The organism is Streptomyces sp. ME19-01-6, assembly GCF_033793745.1.
Lineage (GTDB): Bacteria > Actinomycetota > Actinomycetes > Streptomycetales > Streptomycetaceae > Streptomyces.
Map to the genome: position 1 here is coordinate 30,349 of NZ_JARAXF010000021.1, position 19,048 is coordinate 49,396.

17 protein-coding genes and 1 riboswitch are annotated in these 19,048 nt (G+C 69.5%); of the genes, 11 read left to right on the plus strand and 6 right to left on the minus strand.

The window, feature by feature from the left end:
* The first annotated feature begins 99 nt into the window (after positions 1 to 99).
* The 3 genes from PV419_RS35270 to PV419_RS35280 are packed head-to-tail and all read left to right on the plus strand — an operon-like array spanning position 100 to position 2,387.
* Positions 100 to 846: a SurA N-terminal domain-containing protein gene (locus PV419_RS35270; protein WP_319695924.1), complete on the plus strand. Its 747-nt coding sequence runs from the start codon at positions 100 to 102 to the stop codon at positions 844 to 846.
* Between the two features lie 14 nt (positions 847 to 860).
* Entirely contained in the window at positions 861 to 1,871 is a 1,011-nt protein-coding gene (locus PV419_RS35275; protein ID WP_319695925.1) for a nucleoside triphosphate pyrophosphohydrolase, read from the plus strand.
* Positions 1,872 to 1,913: 42 nt separating this feature from the next.
* Positions 1,914 to 2,387 (plus strand): DUF6479 family protein, encoded by a 474-nt coding sequence (locus PV419_RS35280; RefSeq protein ID WP_319695927.1) that lies wholly within the window; start codon positions 1,914 to 1,916, stop codon positions 2,385 to 2,387.
* A gap of 86 nt (positions 2,388 to 2,473) precedes the next feature.
* On the opposite strand, the gene PV419_RS35285 is transcribed toward PV419_RS35280, so the two are convergent.
* The 6 genes from PV419_RS35285 to PV419_RS35310 form a co-directional block, all read right to left on the minus strand.
* Positions 2,474 to 4,978: a tryptophanase gene (locus PV419_RS35285; RefSeq protein WP_319695929.1), complete on the minus strand. Its 2,505-nt coding sequence runs from the start codon at positions 4,976 to 4,978 to the stop codon at positions 2,474 to 2,476.
* A gap of 420 nt (positions 4,979 to 5,398) precedes the next feature.
* Positions 5,399 to 6,748 carry a cytochrome P450 gene (locus tag PV419_RS35290; protein ID WP_319695931.1) on the minus strand — a complete coding sequence of 450 codons (1,350 nt, stop codon included), beginning with the start codon at positions 6,746 to 6,748 and terminating at the stop codon, positions 5,399 to 5,401.
* An 8-nt stretch (positions 6,749 to 6,756) separates the two neighbouring features.
* The gene (locus PV419_RS35295; RefSeq protein ID WP_319695933.1) at positions 6,757 to 7,347 is read right to left on the minus strand and encodes a GTP-binding protein; all 591 of its coding nucleotides are present in this window, start codon (positions 7,345 to 7,347) and stop codon (positions 6,757 to 6,759) included.
* Entirely contained in the window at positions 7,322 to 7,693 is a 372-nt protein-coding gene (locus PV419_RS35300) for a DUF742 domain-containing protein (RefSeq protein WP_319695934.1), read from the minus strand. The genes PV419_RS35295 and PV419_RS35300 overlap by 26 nt, the downstream gene beginning before the upstream one ends.
* Complete coding sequence (locus PV419_RS35305; RefSeq protein ID WP_319695936.1) at positions 7,690 to 8,091, minus strand: roadblock/LC7 domain-containing protein; 402 nt, start codon at positions 8,089 to 8,091, stop codon at positions 7,690 to 7,692. Before PV419_RS35305 ends, PV419_RS35300 begins: the two co-directional genes overlap by 4 nt.
* A complete protein-coding gene (locus PV419_RS35310; protein ID WP_319695938.1) occupies positions 8,088 to 9,209 on the minus strand; it encodes a sensor histidine kinase in 1,122 nt (373 codons plus the stop codon). Before PV419_RS35310 ends, PV419_RS35305 begins: the two co-directional genes overlap by 4 nt.
* Before the next feature lie 584 nt (positions 9,210 to 9,793).
* On the opposite strand from PV419_RS35310, the gene PV419_RS35315 reads away from it, so the two are divergent.
* The 8 genes from PV419_RS35315 (at position 9,794) to PV419_RS35350 (ending at position 18,799) form a co-directional block, all read left to right on the plus strand.
* Positions 9,794 to 11,089: a cytochrome P450 gene (locus PV419_RS35315; protein WP_319695940.1), complete on the plus strand. Its 1,296-nt coding sequence runs from the start codon at positions 9,794 to 9,796 to the stop codon at positions 11,087 to 11,089.
* 180 nt (positions 11,090 to 11,269) lie between these two features.
* The gene (locus tag PV419_RS35320; RefSeq protein ID WP_319695942.1) at positions 11,270 to 12,265 is read left to right on the plus strand and encodes a transglycosylase family protein; all 996 of its coding nucleotides are present in this window, start codon (positions 11,270 to 11,272) and stop codon (positions 12,263 to 12,265) included.
* 260 nt (positions 12,266 to 12,525) lie between these two features.
* Positions 12,526 to 12,696: riboswitch (cyclic di-AMP (ydaO/yuaA leader) on the plus strand.
* Position 12,697: 1 nt separating this feature from the next.
* Positions 12,698 to 13,390 carry a transglycosylase family protein gene (locus tag PV419_RS35325; protein WP_319695944.1) on the plus strand — a complete coding sequence of 231 codons (693 nt, stop codon included), beginning with the start codon at positions 12,698 to 12,700 and terminating at the stop codon, positions 13,388 to 13,390.
* Positions 13,391 to 13,557: 167 nt separating this feature from the next.
* Entirely contained in the window at positions 13,558 to 14,838 is a 1,281-nt protein-coding gene (gene eno / locus PV419_RS35330) for a phosphopyruvate hydratase (RefSeq protein ID WP_319695946.1), read from the plus strand.
* 115 nt (positions 14,839 to 14,953) lie between these two features.
* Entirely contained in the window at positions 14,954 to 15,448 is a 495-nt protein-coding gene (locus PV419_RS35335; RefSeq protein ID WP_319695948.1) for a septum formation initiator family protein, read from the plus strand.
* Positions 15,449 to 15,507: 59 nt separating this feature from the next.
* The gene (locus PV419_RS35340) at positions 15,508 to 16,089 is read left to right on the plus strand and encodes a DUF501 domain-containing protein (RefSeq protein ID WP_319695950.1); all 582 of its coding nucleotides are present in this window, start codon (positions 15,508 to 15,510) and stop codon (positions 16,087 to 16,089) included.
* Positions 16,086 to 17,027, plus strand: a complete 942-nt coding sequence (locus PV419_RS35345; protein ID WP_319695951.1) for a Ppx/GppA phosphatase family protein — start codon at positions 16,086 to 16,088, stop codon at positions 17,025 to 17,027. Before PV419_RS35340 ends, PV419_RS35345 begins: the two co-directional genes overlap by 4 nt.
* 398 nt (positions 17,028 to 17,425) lie before the next feature.
* Positions 17,426 to 18,799: an NAD(P)/FAD-dependent oxidoreductase gene (locus tag PV419_RS35350; RefSeq protein ID WP_319695953.1), complete on the plus strand. Its 1,374-nt coding sequence runs from the start codon at positions 17,426 to 17,428 to the stop codon at positions 18,797 to 18,799.
* Positions 18,800 to 19,048: the final 249 nt, after the last annotated feature.

The following is a 19,048-nucleotide window of genomic DNA, read 5'->3' on the forward strand; positions in this document are numbered from 1 at the left end:
GGTGGCCGGAGCCCGGCGAATCGTTGTCGAAGCAGTGGCCTCGGCCGCGCCGACTCCATACCATCGATCACGCCAGGTCGATCTATGCCGGGAGACTTGATGCTGCATCCCTTTGGGGGGCGACCCCCATACCGCCGGAAGAACCGATATGCGGTTCCGCCGCGCGGCCGCGCCACCCTCGCCGTCCCCGCCGCGTCCGCCGTGCTGCTCGCCGCCCCGCTGCTCACGGCCTGCGGCAATGAAGCGCACCCCGGGGCCGCCGCCGTCGTGGACGGCAGCCGGATCACCGTCTCGCAGCTCCAGGCGCGGGTCAACGACGTCCGGGACGCGCAGCGCGGCTCTGCCAAGTCCGAGCAGCTGGTGGCCAACAGCGGTCAGCTGAGCCAGAACACCCTGATCCGCATGATCCAGTTCCGGGTGATCGAGCGGGCCGGCCAGGACAACGGGGTGCGGCTGACCCCCCGCGATGTGCAGCAGTGCCGCAAGGCCATCGAGGCGCCGGGCGGCGCCGAGGTGCTGCGCGGCCTCCAGACGGGGCAGACGACGAAGTGCCGCGCGACCGCCGCGGCACAGGCGGGCGGCGCCGCGGCGCTGCGCGACTTCTATCTGGAGCAGGGCATCGCTCCGGACCGCATCGACGACGCGCTGCGGATGGAGCTCACGCGCAACGCCCTGGTGCACAAGCTCGGCACCGCCAAGGTCAACGCGGTCTTCGCCCGGACCTCGAAGGAGCTGTCGATCGAGGTCAACCCGCGCTACGGGAAGTGGGACGACACCCGGGGCACGGCGGTGCTGACCAAGGAGAGCTGGCTGCGGACCTCCGGGGATGTGGAGCAGCAGGCGTAGGTTACGTTTCAAGGGTGACCGCCTCCGAAGCCCTCCACACAGCTCCCGCCGCGGGCCCCACCGGCCGTATCGTCCTGCTCACCACCAGCCACCGGGTGGCGCCCGGGCTGCTGTCGTGGCCCGCGTGGCAGGCGCTGCGCGGCGCGGACCGGGTGCTGTGCGCGGACTCCGCCCATCCGCAGCTGCCGTATCTGCGGGAGGCGGGCGTCGAGGTGGAGGAGGCGGCCCTCGGCGCGCGCGAGCTGGTCGACTACTGCGCCACCGCGCCGGGCCGCACCGCCGTGGTGATCACCTCGGCGGACGGGGAGTCCGCGCTGACCGACGGTCTGGCCCGGCTCGCCGGGTCCGGGCGGGAGCGGATGCCGGATCTGGAGCTGCTGCCCGGCGCGTACGACCTGCCGGGCGCCCGCCTGCTCGACCTGGTCCAGGTGATGGACCGGATCCGGGTCGAGTGCCCGTGGAGCGGCGCCCGGACCAGCGAGGAGCTGGTGAAGTACGGCATCGAGGAGGCGTACGAGCTCGTCGAGGCCATCGAGCAGGGCGATCGCGAGGCGCTGCGCGAGGAGCTGGGCGATGTGCTGCTGCAGGTCGTCTTCCACGCCAGGATCGCGCAGGAGGACCCGGACGAGCCGTTCTCGATCGACGAGGTGGCGGGCGGGATCGTGGACAAGCTGATCCGCCGCCATCCGCATATCTTCGGCGAGGAGGCGGCCGAGACCGCCGAGGACGTCAGGGCGCACTGGCTGCGTACGAAGGCGACCGAGAAGCAGCGCGACTCGGTCACCGACGGCGTGCCGCTCGGCCAGCCCGCGCTCGCGCTGGCCGCCAAGCTGGCCTCCCGCGCCCGTACGGCGGGCCTGGAGGTGCCGGTGCCCGAGGGGGAGGGCGTCGGCTACGAACTGCTCGCCCTGGCGGCGCGGGCGGCCGGGCAGGGGATTGAGCCGGAGACGGCGCTGCGCGCCGCGGCCCGTACCTACCGGGACGCGATCCGGGCGGCCGAAGGCGTGCGGGGCGGCGGGGAGTAGCGCCCGGGAGTGAGGGCTGTGGCCCCGGGTACCCGGGGCGGCATGTACGCACACAACGCCGCACGCACCGCCGTATACGACGCCGCACATGACGCCGCATCCAATGCCGGTGATCTCGCGGTCAACCGGGACCTGTTGGTCGGGACGGGACCGCTCGTCGTGGGCATCGTGATCGTCGTCCTGCTGATCGCGGCCGTGTGGTGGGGGATGCGCCTACGGGCCCGCGAACCCGCGCCGCCGCAGGGCCCGCAGCGGCGCGCGGGCGCCTGGCAGGCGGTCGGCGAACCCGAGGGCCGGGCGCGGGCGGACGGCCACGGCCCGGGGCACCAGGAGTCCGCGCGCGTCGGCTACGTCAGGGAGAACCGCGAGCCCGAGGAGCTGCCCCGGGACGGCACCCGTCGGCTGCCGCACCAGCTCGGCGGCTCCGGCAACGAGGATTCCCGGCGGAGCGCCGACGACGGCGGCGCGCGGCCGACCTGGAACGAGGGCAGCGGCGGTTCGTTCGGTAACGGGTGAGCGGCGGCGCGAGGGCGGGCGCGACGCGAGGGCCCGGCACCGATGTGCCGGGCCCTCGCGTCACGGGGCTTGGAAGGGAGCCGTCGCTAGACGGCCACCGGTTGGAGCTTGGCACGGAAGTGGCGCAGGATGGGGGACTGCTCCACGATCCGGTAGCCGCGCACCGACTCCGCGTTCTTGACGATCCTCTCCAGGGTCTCGCCGACGTGGTCGTAGTGGCTGCGCGTGTAGACCCGGCGCGGCAGCGCCAGCCTGACCAGCTCGTAGGGGGCGCTCTTCACCGGGTTGCCGGCCTCGTCCTCCTCACCGAGGTAGAGCGAGCCCAGCTCGGCCGAGCGGATGCCGCCCTCCAGGTACAGCTGGCAGGCGAGGGCGTGGCCGGGGTAGTGGTGGGCCGGTATGTGCGGGAACAGGCGCCCGGCGTTGAGGTAGAGCGCGTGCAGACCGGGCGGCTCGAGGATGTCGACGCCCGCGGCGCGCACCCGGTCGGCGAGGTGGGAGGCGATGTCGGCGCGCTCCGCGAGGTAGCCGGGGTCGGTGACCTCGGTCAGCCCTTGGGCGATCATGTCCAGGTCGCGTCCGGCCAGGCCGCCGTAGGTCGCGAACCCCTCGGTGGCGATGAGGAGCAGCTCGCACCTCTGGGCCAGCTCCGGGTCGTTCAGCCCGATGAAGCCGCCGATGTGGACGATGCCGTCCTTTTTGGCGCTCATCATGCAGCCATCCGCCAGGCGAAACGCCTCTTCAGCAACCTGGCGCGGGGTGTGGTTGCGGTACGCGGCCTCGTGGCGGGTCACCAGCCAGGCGTTCTCGGCGAACCGGGCGGCGTCCAGGAACAGGGGCACGCCGTGCTGCTTGCACAGGGCGGCGGTCCGCTTCAGGTTGTCCATGGAGACGGGCTGGCCGCCGCCGCCGTTGTTGGTGATGGTCATGACCACCACGGCGACCCGCGAGCCGTCCGGCCCGGACAGCGTCCGGCTCAGCTCCTCCAGGTCGATGTTCCCCTTGAACGGCTCCGTGCTGTCCAGGTCCCGGGCCTCGCGGCAGGGCAGATCCCTCGCCTCGGCGCCGGAGAGCTCGACGTTCGCGCGCGTGGTGTCGAAGTGCGTGTTGGACAGCACGAGGCGGCCGGGTTCCAGCAGGGTCGAGAAGAGCACACGCTCCGCCGCGCGCCCCTGGTGGACCGGCAGGATGTGCTGGTACCCGGTCAGCTCCGTAATCGTCTCGTGGAACCGGTAGAAGGAGCGGGAACCCGAGTACGACTCGTCGCCGGCCATGCCGGCGGCGAGCTGTGCCGCGGACAGCGCGCCGGTACCCGAGTCGGTCAGCAGGTCGATGGTCACCTCCTCGGCGCGCAGGTCGAAGAGGTTGTAGTGGACGCGCTTGACGGCTTCCTCGCGCTGCTGCCGGGTCGTGAGGGGGATGGGCTCGACGACCTTGATCCTGTAGGGCTCCACGCTGGCCACTGCTCCTGTCTGTGCGTCTTTCCGGTGTTCGTATCCGAGTCCCGCCCGTGCCCCGAGTCGGGACGGGAGGACCTGGCGGGGTGGTTGTGGGGCGCGTGGCGGCTTCACGTCGTACGCCTCGCAGGAGAGGTAGGTGGTCATCCGAGTCGGCTTGTCCCGCTCGTGGACCAGCGCCAGGTACGCGATGAGACCTACGCCGTCCTGCAGCGGGCGCGAGGTCAACGCGGTCAGCGCCTGGTCGAACGCCGCGCTGTCCAGGCCGAGGCGGCGCAGCAGGACCACCGCCCGCTCATGAGCCTGTCCGTCGTGGCGCACGTAGCCGCGGACGGGTATATGGAGGGTGAACCCGCTGGGCAGGTCCGGGTCCGTCCCGGTGATGGAGTGACAGGTGATGACGGGCCGTCCGCTCAGCCGCTCATCGCCCCCGGCGGTGCGGAAGAAGTCCTCCAGCAGCTCGCGGCTCGGTTCGGGACTCATACGGGAGAGGGAGCCCACGTCGGTGGCGGACAGGTCGTGGTGCGTGAGGTAGACCTTCACCCGCGGCGCTTCCCAGGCCCCGAAGTCCAGAGCGAGGAACGGGAAGCCGTCGGCCGGGGGCAGCGCGTCGAAGGCCCGTCCGTGGCCCAGCCGGCCCAGGGCTTCGCGTAGCGTCTCGGCGGCTCGGTCCTGGCCGTTGGCCCCGGGGTTGAGATAGACCTTCACCCCGGGGACCCCGCCGGGGCGAAGTTCCAGCGCGCACCACAGGGCCAGCGGCCCTTGCGGGGAGGAGGGGAAGAAGAGGTCCTCGATCCGGTCGAGCCGGTCGGTGGTGAACCCCCACCGCCGCGCTGTCTCGCGGACCGTGCGCAGGCCCTGGCGGCCGTTCTCTGCCAGGTCGGCGCAGGCCGCTCCCGGCTCCAACAGCACCCTGAGCGCCGGGGACCGGCCCGATGTGAAGGCCAGGGAGAACTCGGCCGGTGTGTGGTCGTCGGAGAGGAAGGTGGGGTACGGCGGTGGCAGCGTCAACGGCCAACGGCCGGCGGCGCCCAGGGTTTCCTGCAGCAGTCCGGCGTAGACCGAGGCGTCCGCCCGGCTGAGTCCCGCCACATCCGACAGCCGGAGCAGCTGCCCGGTGACGAGGTCCCCCAACCGGGGGGCCTGTGGCGACTCGTCCCGCGCTTCGACGGGTTTACTCCGCCCTATACGGAAGAGCTTCACAGACCCCTCCGGTGCCCGCCGGGGTAATGGCGGTTCGGCCGAGGTGATGTGAATGTGCCGTGAAGAGCGCATGCCTCGTGACCGACGAGAAGATACCCGCCCCAGGGGGCGGGTATCTCGTCTCCCGTCGTGTGTAGTTCGAAATAAAGGGGGTAGGTGTTCGATTGGCCGCAGGGGGTGTGTGGTCGGGTTGGGAGCGAAACCACGGTACGTCGAGCGGTAGCCGCGCCGAGGGCAACAGGCTCCACGACACCTCCTTTTAGATTTTGGCCAAGACGTTTTTCGCGCTCTCTCCTACCCGATCATCTGAACATCCATGCCGTATGAAATCGCATGGAGTTGTTGTGTGGATCACACCCTCCACCAGGAGAGGAAGGAGCTCCACAGGCCGCCCTTCTCCGACTTGCCGGACGCTCGGCCGGGAGAGCCCGCCGTGGCGTTTTCCTGCCGAGGGGGCAGATTCGGCTGCATTTCGGACCGGACCGGAGTGAAGCGGGCGGGCAGGGCGGCCAGCGCGCGGTTGAACGGGCCGGGACGCCAGGTCAGGCTCTCCTCGGGCACCGCGAGTTCGATGTCGGGCAGCCGCTTGAGCAGATTCTCGATGGCGGCCACGGCGATGAGCTGGGCGGGGTCCTTCGCCGGGCAGGCGTGCGGACCCGCGCTCCATGCCAGGTGCGCCCGCTTGCTGTGCATCTGGCGGGACGCGGCGAGTGCCGGATCCGTGTTCGCCGCCGCGAAACTGACCAGGAGGAGGTCGCCCGCCCGCAGCTTTCCTCCGGCGAATTCGACATCGGTCACCGGGAAATGGGGCGCGTAGTTCGACATCGGCGGGCTGTTCCACAGCGCGGCGTCGATGGCGTCCTCGACCAGCAAGCCGCCCCCGGAATACCTGTCGTCCGACAGCAGGATATGGAACGCGTTGCCGATGAGGTTCCGTGTCGGCTCGGCTCCTGCGCCGAGAAGCAGCACGAGCTGATGCGCCATCTCCTCGTCGGTGAGCTGAGATTGATGCTGCATCAGCCAGGAGGTGACATCGTCCCCGGGCTTGGCTCGCTTGAGCGCGACCAGTTCGGCGACGCTCTGGCCGAGCACCTCGTTGGCCTTTTCGGCGTTGATGCCGTCGAAAATGCCGGAAACGCCGAAGATCACCCGGTCGCCGACTTCCGCCGGGCAGCCGAAGAGCTCATTGAACACGAAGAGCGGCAGCAGCTTGGCGTAGTCGTTGAGCAGATCGACCGAGCCACGCGAGCTGAACTGGTCGATGAGGTAGGTGGAAACGCGCTCGACGTGACGGCTCAGCTGGTGCGAATCAATCCGGGCGAGGGTGTCGGTCACCGCCTGGCGCAGCCGCATGTGCTCCGCCCCGTCGGTGAACATGGCGTTCGGCCGGTAGGCCAGCAGGGGCGCCACCGGGCTGTTGGGGCTGATCCTGCCCTCGTTGAAGTCGCGCCAGCGGCGCGAGTCCTTCCGGAAGGTGTCCGGGTTCTGGAGCAGTTGGAGGGCCGCAGAGTAGTCCGTGACGAGGGTGGCCTCCACCCCGGGCGCCAGCTCGACGGGCGCGGTCGGCCCGAAGTGGCGCATATAGGTGTAGTAGGCCTGCGGATCGGCCGCGAACTCGGGCCCGTACATGGGCACTCGCCGGCCGCTGTTGTGCGCGGGGCAGCCGGGTGGTGGTTCGGGGAAGGCCGATTGGTTGTTCATGGTTGCTCCTAGCGGGCACGTTCCTGCAGATAGCGCACGAGCGTGATCAGTGCGTTGGCCGATGACTTCGTGTCGCGTGCGTCACAGGTGACGACCGGGGTCTCCGGCAGTAGGTCGAGAGCCTCACGCAGCTCGTCGTCGGAGCGGATCGGCGTGCCGTCGAAGTGGTTGACGGATATCGCGTAGGGGAGCCCGTACTGCTCGACCAGGTCGATGACGTCGAACGACTCCTTGAGGCGCTCGGGGTCGACCAGCACCAGCGCCCCGAGGGCGCCGCGGGTCATGTCCTCCCACACCTGCACGAAGCGCTGCTGTCCGGGGGTGCCGAACAGATACAGGACAAGTCGGTCGCTGAGGGTGAGCCGGCCGAAGTCCATGGCCACGGTGGTCGTGGTCTTGCCGCGGACACCGCGCAGGTCGTCGACGTGAGCCGCCGCCTGCGTCATGGTTTCCTCCGTGCGCAGCGGGGGAATCTCCGACATGGTGCCGATGAAGGTCGTCTTGCCCACGGCGAAATGCCCCACCACCAGGATCTTGGCGGCTATCTGCACATCGTTGCGCAGATAGACGTCCTCATCCGAAGCGGGCCTGGAGACCATCCAGCACCTCCTGAAGGACCGATACGTCGACGAGTTGGGCGGGAGGTGCCGGGGCGCGCGTGACGAGATAGCCGTCCGAGGAGAGATCGGACAGCAGAACCTTCACGATGCCGATGGGAAGTCCCAGGTGTCCCGCGATTTCGGCGACCGAGAGGTAGCCTCCGCCACACAGGTCCAACAGGCGGCGCTTCTCCGGGTCGTAATGGCTTGGCGGCCGTTGTTCGGAGGCGGTGACGAGCGTGATCAGATTGAACTGGTCATTGTCCGGCAACCCGCGACCGTTGGTGATGACGTACGGTCGCACTAAGGGCGCGGCCTCTGGCTCTTGCTCACCCGGTGTAATCATGCCTGAATACTTGTGTTCTCTCGAGGCGGAGTGCTGAGGGCCTTGCCGAGCTGGCCGACAAGTTGCTGCATCCGGAAGGTGATGTCCGCCATGTCGACGTCAGGGGCGGACGAGACGGCCAGATAGGCGCCTTCACCGGCGGAGATGAGGAAGACCCAGCCGCCGTCGAACTCCACCAGCGTCTGACGCCAGGCCATCCGGGGGTCGCCGCAGAAGCTGGACATCGTGCGGCTCAGCGACTGGATGCCGCTCATCGCCGCGGCGATCGAGTCGGCCTCGTCCTTCTGGACATTGTTGGAGCGGGCCATCAGCAGACCGTCGGCGGAGACCAGGAGTGCGTGACGGGCGCCTGGTACCTCCAGGGCGCTCTCAAGCATCCATGACAGATCGTTGTTCACGAAAGATCGTGCCCTTCCCTGCTCGGGTTTGCGGAGCGGCCGGACTGAGTGCCGCGCTGGAAGGCGCCCATGATCGAGGCGGTCTCCTCGCTCGACCGGGCCGGGGCGGGGGTGAAGTCCGCTTTCGGCACGATGGAGATCGAGCCCTTACGCCGGCGTTTGGGCAGGCCCCCGTCTGTGGAGGGTTCGGCGGGGGGAGCCTCCTCGGCGCGCCTGTCGACGGGCGGGGCGGTCGCCGGGGGCTCCTCCGGCTCGGGCATGTTGGTGAGAAGGTCCTCGGGCAGAAGTACCACCGCTCGCACACCACCGTAGGGAGAGGCCGAATCCACGGAGACAGTGAAGCCATATCGGGCGGCGAGCACACCGATGACCGCGAAACCGAACTGCGGGGGGTTTCCCAGGCCCGTGACGCCCGACGCGCGCTTGGAAGACAGGAGCTCGTCGGCCCTGTTCTTCTCTTCCTCGTTCATACCGACACCGGCGTCGTCGATGATGACGCAGACGCCCTTGGGCACGGTGCGGATCGTGATGTCGATCGGGGAGTCCGGCGCCGAGTAGCTGGTCGCGTTGTCCAGCAGCTCGGCCAGCGCCAGCGCGACCGGTTCGACGGCGCGGCTGACCACCGCGAAATTGGACTGGGAACGGATCTCGACGCGCGTGTAGTGGCGGATGCGGCCCTTCGCGCTGCGGACCACGTCGTACACCGAGGCGACGGAGCGCTGACGGCCGAGCCAGCCGTCACAGAGCACCGCGATGGACTGGGCACGCCGACCGAACTGCGAGTTCATGTGGTCGATCTCGAGGAGGTCCTGGAGCATGTAGTGCTCCCCGTACTTCTCCTGCGTCTTGGAGATCGCCAACTGCTGCTCGTTGGCGAGACCCTGGAGCGTGCGCATCGCGGACTTCAGGGCGCTCTTCGTGGCCTCTTCCGCGCGGCTGTGGGCGTCCTGTACCGCTGCCGAATAATTGCTTTCGAGTTCGGTATAGCGATTCTGGAGCTCGGTCTTCTCGTTGACGAGTTTTGTACGCGCCTTTCGCCCGCGGAATATGGCAGTTGCGGCGAGAGGCGTACCAACGATCAGAGCCCAGAGCGCTGGATCCTGTATGTATTGCGTCATGAGACTCTCTTTAAGCGACTAGACCGCCAGGGACTGAAAGGGTTTCGTACGATGCGTTCCGATTTCTCATCGGGGCGGCGGCGAGTCAGTGCCCGGACGGTGCCCGCCGGGCCCGTGGGCAGCGCGTTCGTCTCCACGGCGCCAGTGCGGGGGCGTCGGTCTGCCGGATCGGCTCCACATGCCCGACTGGCGGCATAATGCTCCTCAGAGTGATGACCCTTTCCGGCTTTTGGCCGGATCGCCGCGTGTCTACGCGCTCATGGCTCGCCTGGCAAGCGCGGTGATCGTATCACCAGGGTCAGGGACCGGCATGCATGTGCCTCTGTCCCATTCGTCTCCCTGACGTCGATTCAGTCATGTGCTGTTCGCCCCGTGTTCACCGGGGTCGCCGAGCGCGGCAGGACATCGCGTGGCCGCGCCCGTTGAGGCCGCCATCAGGCATGTGGTAGCGGTCTGATATCGGCCAATCACGCTGCGCTGGAGCGGCTGATCGGGCATTCGTACACGCATCGGATATCTGACCGGTGTTTATGCCCTTTTTCTATGGGATCACGGATTCGGGGGTCCTGCCGTATTGTCGGGGGGTGTCAGACCAGCCCCACCCCGCCTGCTCCCCCACCCTTTTCAGCTGGGAGTTCGCCGCCGATCCGTATCCCGCTTACGCCTGGCTGCGGGAACACGCGCCCGTCCACCGGACCACTCTGCCCAGCGGCGTCGAGGCGTGGTTGGTGACCCGTTACGCCGACGCGCGGGCCACGCTCGCAGACCCCCGGCTGTCGAAGAATCCGATGCACCACAGCGAGGCCGCGCACGCCAAGGGCAAGGTGGGTATCCCGGGTGAGCGCAGCGCGGACCTCATGACGCATCTGCTCAACATCGACCCACCCGACCACACCCGGCTGCGGCGGCTGGTGTCCAAGGCGTTCACCCCCCGCCGCGTGGCGGCCTTCGCCCCGCGCGTGCAGGAGCTGACCGACCGCCTCATCGACGGCTTCCGGATAAGAGGAGAGGCGGACCTGATCCATGAGTTCGCCTTCCCGCTGCCCATCTATGCCATCTGCGATCTGCTGGGCGTCCCCCGCGAGGACCAGGACGACTTCCGGGACTGGGCCGGGATGATGATCCGGCACGGCGGCGGACCGCGCGGCGGGGTGGCCCGGGCGGTGAAGCGGATCCGCGCCTACCTCGCCGATCTCATCCACCGCAAGCGGGAGTCGCTGCGTCAAGATGACGACGACAAGGCTGCCGACCTGATCTCCGGGCTGATCCGGGCCAGCGACCACGGCGAGCACCTCACCGAGAACGAGGCCGCGGCCATGTGCTTCGTGCTCTTGTTCGCGGGTTTCGAAACGACCGTCAATCTCATTGGCAATGGCACCTATGCGCTGCTGCGCGACCCAGCCCAGTGCGACCGGCTGCGGCGGGCCGCCAATGAAGGGGACGAGGGGCTGCTGGCCACCGGCGTCGAGGAACTGCTGCGCTATGACGGGCCGGTGGAGATGGCGACCTGGCGGTTCGCCACCGAGCCCATGGTGATCGGCGGACAGCGGATCACCGCGGGCGAGCCGGTGCTGGTGGTGCTCGCCGCCGCCGACCGCGACCCCGAGCGCTTCGACTCACCCGATGTGCTCGACCTCTCCCGCGCCGACAACCAGCACCTCGGCTACGGCCACGGCATCCATTACTGCCTGGGCGCGCCACTGGCCCGGCTGGAGGCCCAGACCGCCATCGGCACCCTGTTGCGACGCCTGCCCGACCTGCGGCTCGCGGTGGAGCCGCAGGAGGTCCGCCGGCGCGGTGGACTGATCATGCGAGGGCTGCGCGAACTGCCCGTGACCTGGGGTCCGACCGCCCCATCCGAGGCCGCACAACGCCCTTAGGGACGGGCATACGTGACATAACGTCAACCGCGTGATCACTGCGTGACCTGGGATACATCCGCTTGTGATGATTAGGTGGCGTCGCTATGTTCAACCGACGACTCAGCCGCCACACGAGAGGCAGAACGCATGCGCTCCGGGAACGGTCGACACCGCCGCCCCCGTCAGGCTCCGGCAATCGTGGTCGCAGCGGGGGTGACGGGCGCGAGCATCGCCATGCCGCTCTTCGGCGCCGTCAGCGCCCAGGCCGCTGACACCCAGACCTGGGACCGCGTCGCCGAGTGCGAGAGCGGCGGGATGTGGAGCGCCAACGGGGGCAATGGCTTCTACGGCGGTCTGCAGATCACCTTGGATATGTGGAGGAAGTACGGCGGCCAGCAGTACGCCCCGCGCCCCGACCTCGCCAGCCGCTCCCAGCAGATAGCCATCGCCCAGGCGATCCTCGGCGACCGCGGCCCGGACGCCTGGCCGAGCTGTGCGCTGGGCGCCGGGCTCGCCGACCTCGGCGATCTCGGCGACCTGCTGGAGGTGGACCCCGACGGGAAGGGTACGCCGGCGTCCCAGGGGGCGAAGGAGGCCGCGGGGATTGACGACTCCGCGACGGGTGAATCGTCCGATAACTCCAGCCAGGGCGATCGGCCGGATAGTTCTGATAGTTCTGGTGCTTCCGGAGAATCCGGTACGTCCGACAAGGCTGATAAGTCGGATCCTTCCGTGGTCGAGGACGGCAAGTCCGGCGACAAGGGGGATAAGTCGGGCGATTCCGGCGAGGTGTCCCGGGAGGAGGGCGGCTCCGCGTCGGACGAGGGTGACACGCCCTCCGGCCGCGACGCCAAGGGCGAGGACGACTCCTCCGGCGCCCCCACCGGTCGCCACCGTGGCGCGCCCGACGCCCGCGAGCAGGACTCCGCGGGCACGGCGGACGACGACGCCCGGTCCTCGGGGCGCCACGCCTCGCGCGACGACGCGGAGCGCGCCGAGACGCCCCTCCAGCCCCTCGGGCGCGCGGACTACACCGTGCGCGGCGATGACAACCTGTCAGACATCGCGGGCGACCAGGGCGACCAGAAGGCGGACGGAGGGTGGCCCGAGCTCTACGAGGCCAACGAAACCCTCATCGGAACCGACCCGGACCTCATTCACCCTGGTCAGCGTCTCGATCTCAGCGCGAGGTAGCGGCAGTTCGGGGTGATTTGCCCGATCTGGCGACGGTGAGATATACATCTCGTCACATCGCCCGGCGTGTGTCGCCTGTCCGATCTTTCCGCACCCGGCCTCACCTGCGTAGATGTGGGACGGCTGGATGCGGATACCGCCTCATTCGCTGGGATGTAGGGGTTTGAACCTCATCGGAAGGTGTGTTTAACGTCTTTTCGCTCGCCACCGCGGGCACCGTCGATCGCCACGCCGAGTCCTGCCGGCGGTCGGGGGGACCAGACGCGTTTGCGCCGGAGGCAGGAGCGGGGGAACCAAGGTAGGCGCCGTAGCGGCCCGGAGACGGGCCCGTTCGGCTCGGGGTGAAGCCACGGTGCGGTCAGCCGCACCGGGCCGGGCAACTCACAGCCCGAACCCGACAGCTCACCTCGTAGGCGTCGGTGAGGAACGAACATGCGTAACGACAAGGGTAAGCACCGCCGTCCCTCCAAGGTCACCCGCATCGCCGCGTTCGCCGGCATCGCCGGTGCGGCCGTCGCCGCACCGCTCCTGGGGGCCACCTCCGCCTCGGCCGCGACCACCGCCCAGTGGGACACGGTCGCGCAGTGCGAGTCCGGCGGCAACTGGTCGATCAACACGGGCAACGGCTTCTATGGCGGCCTGCAGTTCACCAACTCCACCTGGGCCGCGTACGGCGGCACGGCCTTCGCGGCCCGCGCCGACCTGGCCACCAAGGACCAGCAGATCCAGATAGCCGAGAAGGTCCTGGCCGGGCAGGGCAAGGGCGCCTGGCCGGTCTGCGGCACCGGTCTGACCACCACCGGCAGCCCGACCCCCTCGACGTCCACCGCCCAGCCCGCGAAGCCGGCTCAGCCTGCCAAGCCGGCCGAGACGGCCAAGCCCGCGCAGCCCGCCAAGCCGAAGGCGCAGCCCCGCGGCGAGGACCAGCACGCCGGGCGCGGGCAGGCCCGCCACGCGGTCAAGAAGGGCGACGGCGAGTACAAGGTCAAGTCCGGCGACACCCTCTCCAAGATCGCCGAGGCGCACCACGTCGAGGGCGGCTGGAAGAAGCTCTTCGAGCTGAACAAGGACATCGTCGAGGACGCCAACCTCATCTACCCGGGCCAGCAGCTGCACCTTTCCTGACCCACGCCGCCGGGCCTTACCCCCACCCCGGCACCCGAAGAAGACGGCCCCGGCCGGGCGCGCCGCCCCCCACCTGAGGCGCGCCCTGCCGGGGCTTCGTCGGGTGGGCCCCCCGGGCCCGTTAGGCTCATGCTGCAGAACCACAGACCCATACGAAGGAGATCCTCGTGCCGTCCATCGACGTCGTCGTAGCTCGCGAGATCCTCGACTCGCGAGGCAACCCCACGGTCGAGGTCGAGGTCGGCCTCGACGACGGCAGCACCGGCCGTGCCGCCGTGCCCTCCGGTGCCTCCACCGGTGCCTTCGAGGCCCTTGAGCTCCGTGACGGCGACAAGAACCGTTACGGGGGCAAGGGCGTCGAGAAGGCCGTCCTCGCCGTCATCGAGCAGATCGGTCCGGAGCTCGTCGGCTACGACGCCACCGAGCAGCGCCTGATCGACCAGGCGATGTTCGACCTGGACGCCACCCCGGACAAGTCCTCGCTCGGCGCCAACGCCATCCTCGGTGTCTCGCTCGCGGTCGCGCACGCCGCCTCCGAGGCCTCCGACCTCCCGCTCTTCCGGTACCTGGGCGGCCCGAACGCCCACCTCCTGCCGGTCCCGATGATGAACATCCTCAACGGCGGCTCGCACGCCGACTCCAACGTGGACATCCAGGAGTTCATGATCGCGCCGATCGGCGCCGAGTCCTTCTCCGAGGCGCTGCGCTGGGGCACCGAGGTCTACCACACCCTGAAGTCCGTGCTGAAGGAGCGGGGCCTGTCCACCGGCCTCGGCGACGAGGGCGGCTTCGCCCCCAACCTGAACTCCAACCGCGACGCCCTGGACCTGATCGTCGAGGCGATCAAGAAGGCCGGCTACCAGCCGGGCCAGGACATCGCGCTGGCGCTCGACGTCGCCGCCTCCGAGTTCTACAAGGACGGCTCCTACACCTTCGAGGGCCAGTCGCGCAGCGCCGCCGAGATGACCGCGTACTACGCCGAGCTGGTCGACGCGTACCCGCTGGTCTCCATCGAGGACCCGCTGAACGAGGAGGACTGGGACGGCTGGAAGACGATCACCGACCAGCTCGGTGACAAGGTCCAGCTGGTCGGCGACGACCTGTTCGTCACCAACCCGGAGCGGCTGGCCCGCGGCATCGAGAGCGGCACCGCGAACGCGCTGCTGGTCAAGGTCAACCAGATCGGCTCGCTGACCGAGACCCTGGACGCCGTCGAGCTCGCCCAGCGCAACGGCTTCAAGTGCATGATGTCGCACCGCTCCGGCGAGACCGAGGACGTCACCATCGCGGACCTGGCCGTCGCCACCAACTGCGGCCAGATCAAGACCGGCGCCCCCGCCCGCTCCGAGCGCGTGGCCAAGTACAACCAGCTGCTGCGCATCGAGGAGATCCTCGACGACGCGGCGGTGTACGCGGGCCGCTCCGCCTTCCCGCGCTTCAAGGGCTGAGCCCTCGAGCCTGAAGGCCATGCCTGACAGCCACGCCTGACGCACGTCCCCGGCCTCGGTCCCGTACCGTGGCCGGGAACGGCGTACGCAGCGAAGTCACGACCGGGGAGGCGACGTGCCGGCGGATCGGGATCGGTTCTCCACCGCGACCAGGCTGAGGGCGCTCGGCGAGCACGCCGCCGCCCGCGTCTACCGCGCCCGCATCCGGCGCCGGCGCAGCCGGCTCACCGGCCGGGCCGCGCTGCTCGCGCTGGTCGTCTGCTCGCTCGTGGTGGCCCTCGCGTACCCGATGCGGCAGTACATCTCGCAGCGCTCGGACATCTCCGACCAGCGGCGCCAGGCCCAGAAGGAGCGCGCGGACGTCAAGCAGCTGCGCGAGGAGAAGGCCAGACTGCAGGACCCCGCGTATATCGAGCAGCAGGCCCGCGAGCGGCTGCACTTCACGCTGCCGGGGGAGACCGGCTACAGCGTGGTCGACGGCAGCGGCGAGACCGAGCGCTCGTCCGACCAGGGCGCGGCCGGTCGCCCCTGGTACAGCAACATGTGGGACAGCCTCGATAAGGCGGACAAGGCAGACGCCACGGACGCCGCGGACCGCGCGAAGCGCTGACCGAAGAACCGGCCGCCGGAGGCGACCGGCCCCGAACCGATCGAAGAGAACACCGCCCCATGGACACGCCCCCTCCGAAGACGGAGCCCACCGCGCCCACCGACGCGGACATCGCCGCCGTCAAGGAGCAGCTGAACCGCCTCCCGCGCGGGCTGCGCGCCGTCGCGCACCGCTGCCCCTGCGGCAATCCGGACGTCGTCGAGACCGCGCCGCGGCTCGAGGACGGGTCGCCCTTCCCGACCCTCTACTACCTGACCTGCCCGCGCGCCGCCTCCGCGATCGGCACGCTGGAGGCCGAGGGCGTGATGAAGGAGATGACGGCCCGGCTGGCCACTGACCCCGAACTGGCCGACGCCTACCGGGCGGCCCACGAGGACTACCTCGCGCGCCGTGACGCGATCGAGGTGCTGGAGGGCTTTCCGAGCGCGGGCGGCATGCCGGACCGGGTCAAGTGTCTGCATGTCCTCGTCGCCCACTCCCTCGCCGCGGGCCCCGGGGTCAACCCGCTCGGGGACGAGGCCATCGCCATGCTGCCCGCGTGGTGGGCGAAGGGGCCGTGCGTGGCACCGTGCGGCGGGGCGGGGGACTCGGGGGAGGGCGCTGAGCAGGGCGCTGAGGAGAACGCGGGGGAGAGCGCATGACCCGCGTCGCGGCCGTGGACTGCGGCACCAACTCGATCCGGCTGCTGGTGGCCGAGGCCGACCCGGCCACCGGCCGGATCACCGAGCTCGACCGCCGGATGCGGATCGTCCGGCTCGGCCAGGGCGTGGACCGCACCGGGCGGCTGGCTCCCGAGGCCCTGGAGCGCACCTTCGCGGCCTGCCGCGAGTTCGCCGAGGTGATCGGCGGGCTCGGCGTGGAGCGGGTCCGCTTCGTCGCCACCTCCGCCTCGCGCGACGCCGAGAACCGTGCGGAGTTCGTGCGCGGGGTCGTGGAGATCCTGGGTGTGGAGCCCGAGGTGATCAGCGGCGACCAGGAGGCGGAGTTCTCCTTCACGGGCGCCACCAAGGAACTGACCGACCGTGAGGGGTTCGCCCGGCCGTATCTGGTGGTGGACATCGGCGGCGGCTCGACCGAGTTCGTGGTCGGCGACGGCCATGTGCGGGCCGCGCGCAGCGTGGACATCGGCTGTGTGCGGATGACCGAGCGCCATCTGGTCGTGGACGGACGCATCGCCGATCCGCCGACGGTCCATCAGATCGCCGCCATACGGGCCGACATCGGGCGGGCGCTGGACCTGGTCGAGGAGACGGTCCCGATCCGGGAGGCGGGTAGCCTGGTCGGGCTTGCGGGCTCGGTCACCACCGTCGCCGGCATCGCGCTGGAGCTCCCGGAGTACGACCCCGCCGCCATCCACCACTCGCGCGTCTCCCTCGACCAGGTCCGCGAGATCACGGACAAGCTGATCGGCTCCACACACGCCGAGCGGGCGGCGATCCCCGTGATGCACGAGGGCCGGGTGGATGTGATCGCCTCGGGTGCGCTCGTACTGCTGGCGATCATGGAGCGGTGCGGGGCCCGGGAGGTCGTGGTGAGCGAACACGACATCCTCGACGGCATCGCCTGGAGCGTCGCCTGACGGGGGTCCGGAGGGGGTGTGGACCCCCTGTGAGGGGCCCGTGGAGACCCGCGCCCGGAAAAGTTCGTGAAAAGCTTCACATGAAAAAGGTCCCTGGTGACCGCATGGTGTGGCCACTGGCACCGGTTCAGGGGTGGTTTCAGGGGTGGTGCCCGCCCGGTGGCCCGGACGACGCCCTCTTCGGTCATGTGACGGACCCGCCCCGGACCCCGGTGGTCTACCGCCGCGTTGCCTCGCAAGCGCAGATCAGCAGGGTTGTCAACGCGCCGACGGATGTGGTGGTTCCCTTCGGCGGGTATGGCGTGTGTCACGAGGGCCGCGGAGTGTAGCAGACCCGCCAACCATGCTTGTGAAGGGGCTCACGAGGCACCCCCCTGGAGGTGCTGGATACTCGAATCATGAGCACCACGGAGCGTCCCAGGATCCTCGTTGTAGGCGGTGGGTACGTAGGCCTGTACGCGGCACGCCGCATCCTGAAGAAGATGCGGTACGGCGAGGCGACCGTCACGGTCGTCGACCCTCGCTCGTACATGACGTACCAGCCCTTCCTCCCAGAAGCTGCGGCCGGCAGCATCTCCCCGCGCCACGTCGTGGTCCCGCTGCGGCGCGTGCTCCCCAAGGCGGAGGTCCTCACCGGCCGTGTGATGACCATCGATCAGGACCGCAAGGTCGCCGTCGTCCAGCCGCTCGTCGGCGAGGCGTACGAGCTGCCCTTCGACTACCTGGTCATCGCTCTGGGTGCCGTCTCCCGCACCTTCCCGATCCCCGGCCTCGCCGAGAACGGCATCGGCATGAAGGGCATCGAGGAGGCCATCGGCCTGCGCAACCACGTCCTCGAGCAGCTCGACAAGGCCGACTCCACGACCGATGAGGAGATCCGCCGCAAGGCGCTGACCTTCGTCTTCGTCGGCGGAGGCTTCGCGGGCGCGGAGACCATCGGCGAGGTCGAGGACATGGCGCGCGACGCCGCCAAGTACTACCCCAACGTGAAGCGCGAGGACATGCGCTTCATCCTCGTCGACGCCGCGGACAAGATCCTCCCCGAGGTCGGTCCGAAGCTCGGCCAGTGGGGTCTGGAGCACCTCCAGAAGCGCGGTGTCGAGATCTACCTCAGCACCTCGATGGACTCCTGCGTCGACGGGCACGTCGTGCTCAAGAACGGCCTGGAGGTCGACTCCAACACTGTCGTGTGGACGGCCGGTGTCAAGCCCAACCCGGCGCTCGCCCGCTTCGGCCTGCCGCTCGGCCCCCGTGGCCACGTGGACACCGCGCCGACGCTGCAGGTGCAGGGCACCGAGTACATCTGGGCCGCGGGCGACAACGCCCAGGTGCCGGACCTCGCCGCGGGCGAGGGCGCCTGGTGCCCGCCGAACGCCCAGCACGCGCTGCGCCAGGCCAAGGTCCTCGGTGACAACGTGATCTCGGGCATGCGGGGCTTCCCGCAGCGCGAGTACAAGCACGCCAACAAGGGCGCGGTCGCGGGGCTCGGTCTGCACAAGGGCGTCGCGATGATCGTCTTCGGCAAGACCAAGATCAAGCTCAAGGGCCGGCTGGCCTGGTACATGCACCGTGGTTACCACGGCATGGCCATGCCGACCTTCAACCGCAAGATCCGGGTCTTCGCCGACTGGACGCTGGGCATGTTCCTCAAGCGCGAGGTCGTCTCCCTCGGCGCCATCGAGAACCCCCGCGAGGAGTTCTACGAGGCGGCCGCCCCGGTCTCCGCCGCCGCGGTGAACAAGGCCGAGAAGACCACCGCCAAGGCTTCTTGACACCCCCTTCTCAAAGGCTCGGGGCCGGGTGCCGGCCCCGAGTCGCGCATATCCGAACGCCGAAGGGCGTCCGCCATCCGTGGGGCGGACGCCCTTCGGCGTTTCCCGTGCGCCCGCCCCCGTGTGGCCCCCGGGCGCCTGCGAGTGGATGGTTTTGCCGATTCCAGACGTGTCGGCGGGACTGTACGGCGGGTCTCATGGTGTTTACGTGGTGAGTGAATCTTCCTGACTCACCATCACGGAGGTGTC

Bases quoted from the DNA above. Each gene is read 5' to 3' on its own strand.
- PV419_RS35270 (WP_319695924.1), top strand. From the start codon at position 100: ATGCTGCATCCCTTTGGGGGGCGACCCCCATACCGCCGGAAGAACCGA.
- PV419_RS35280 (WP_319695927.1), top strand. From the start codon at position 1,914: ATGTACGCACACAACGCCGCACGCACCGCCGTATACGACGCCGCACAT.
- PV419_RS35290 (WP_319695931.1), bottom strand. From the start codon at position 6,748: ATGAACAACCAATCGGCCTTCCCCGAACCACCACCCGGCTGCCCCGCG.
- PV419_RS35295 (WP_319695933.1), bottom strand. From the start codon at position 7,347: ATGGTCTCCAGGCCCGCTTCGGATGAGGACGTCTATCTGCGCAACGAT.
- PV419_RS35300 (WP_319695934.1), bottom strand. From the start codon at position 7,693: ATGATTACACCGGGTGAGCAAGAGCCAGAGGCCGCGCCCTTAGTGCGA.
- PV419_RS35310 (WP_319695938.1), bottom strand. From the start codon at position 9,209: ATGACGCAATACATACAGGATCCAGCGCTCTGGGCTCTGATCGTTGGT.
- PV419_RS35325 (WP_319695944.1), top strand. From the start codon at position 12,698: ATGCGTAACGACAAGGGTAAGCACCGCCGTCCCTCCAAGGTCACCCGC.
- PV419_RS35340 (WP_319695950.1), top strand. From the start codon at position 15,508: ATGGACACGCCCCCTCCGAAGACGGAGCCCACCGCGCCCACCGACGCG.
- PV419_RS35345 (WP_319695951.1), top strand. From the start codon at position 16,086: ATGACCCGCGTCGCGGCCGTGGACTGCGGCACCAACTCGATCCGGCTG.
- PV419_RS35350 (WP_319695953.1), top strand. From the start codon at position 17,426: ATGAGCACCACGGAGCGTCCCAGGATCCTCGTTGTAGGCGGTGGGTAC.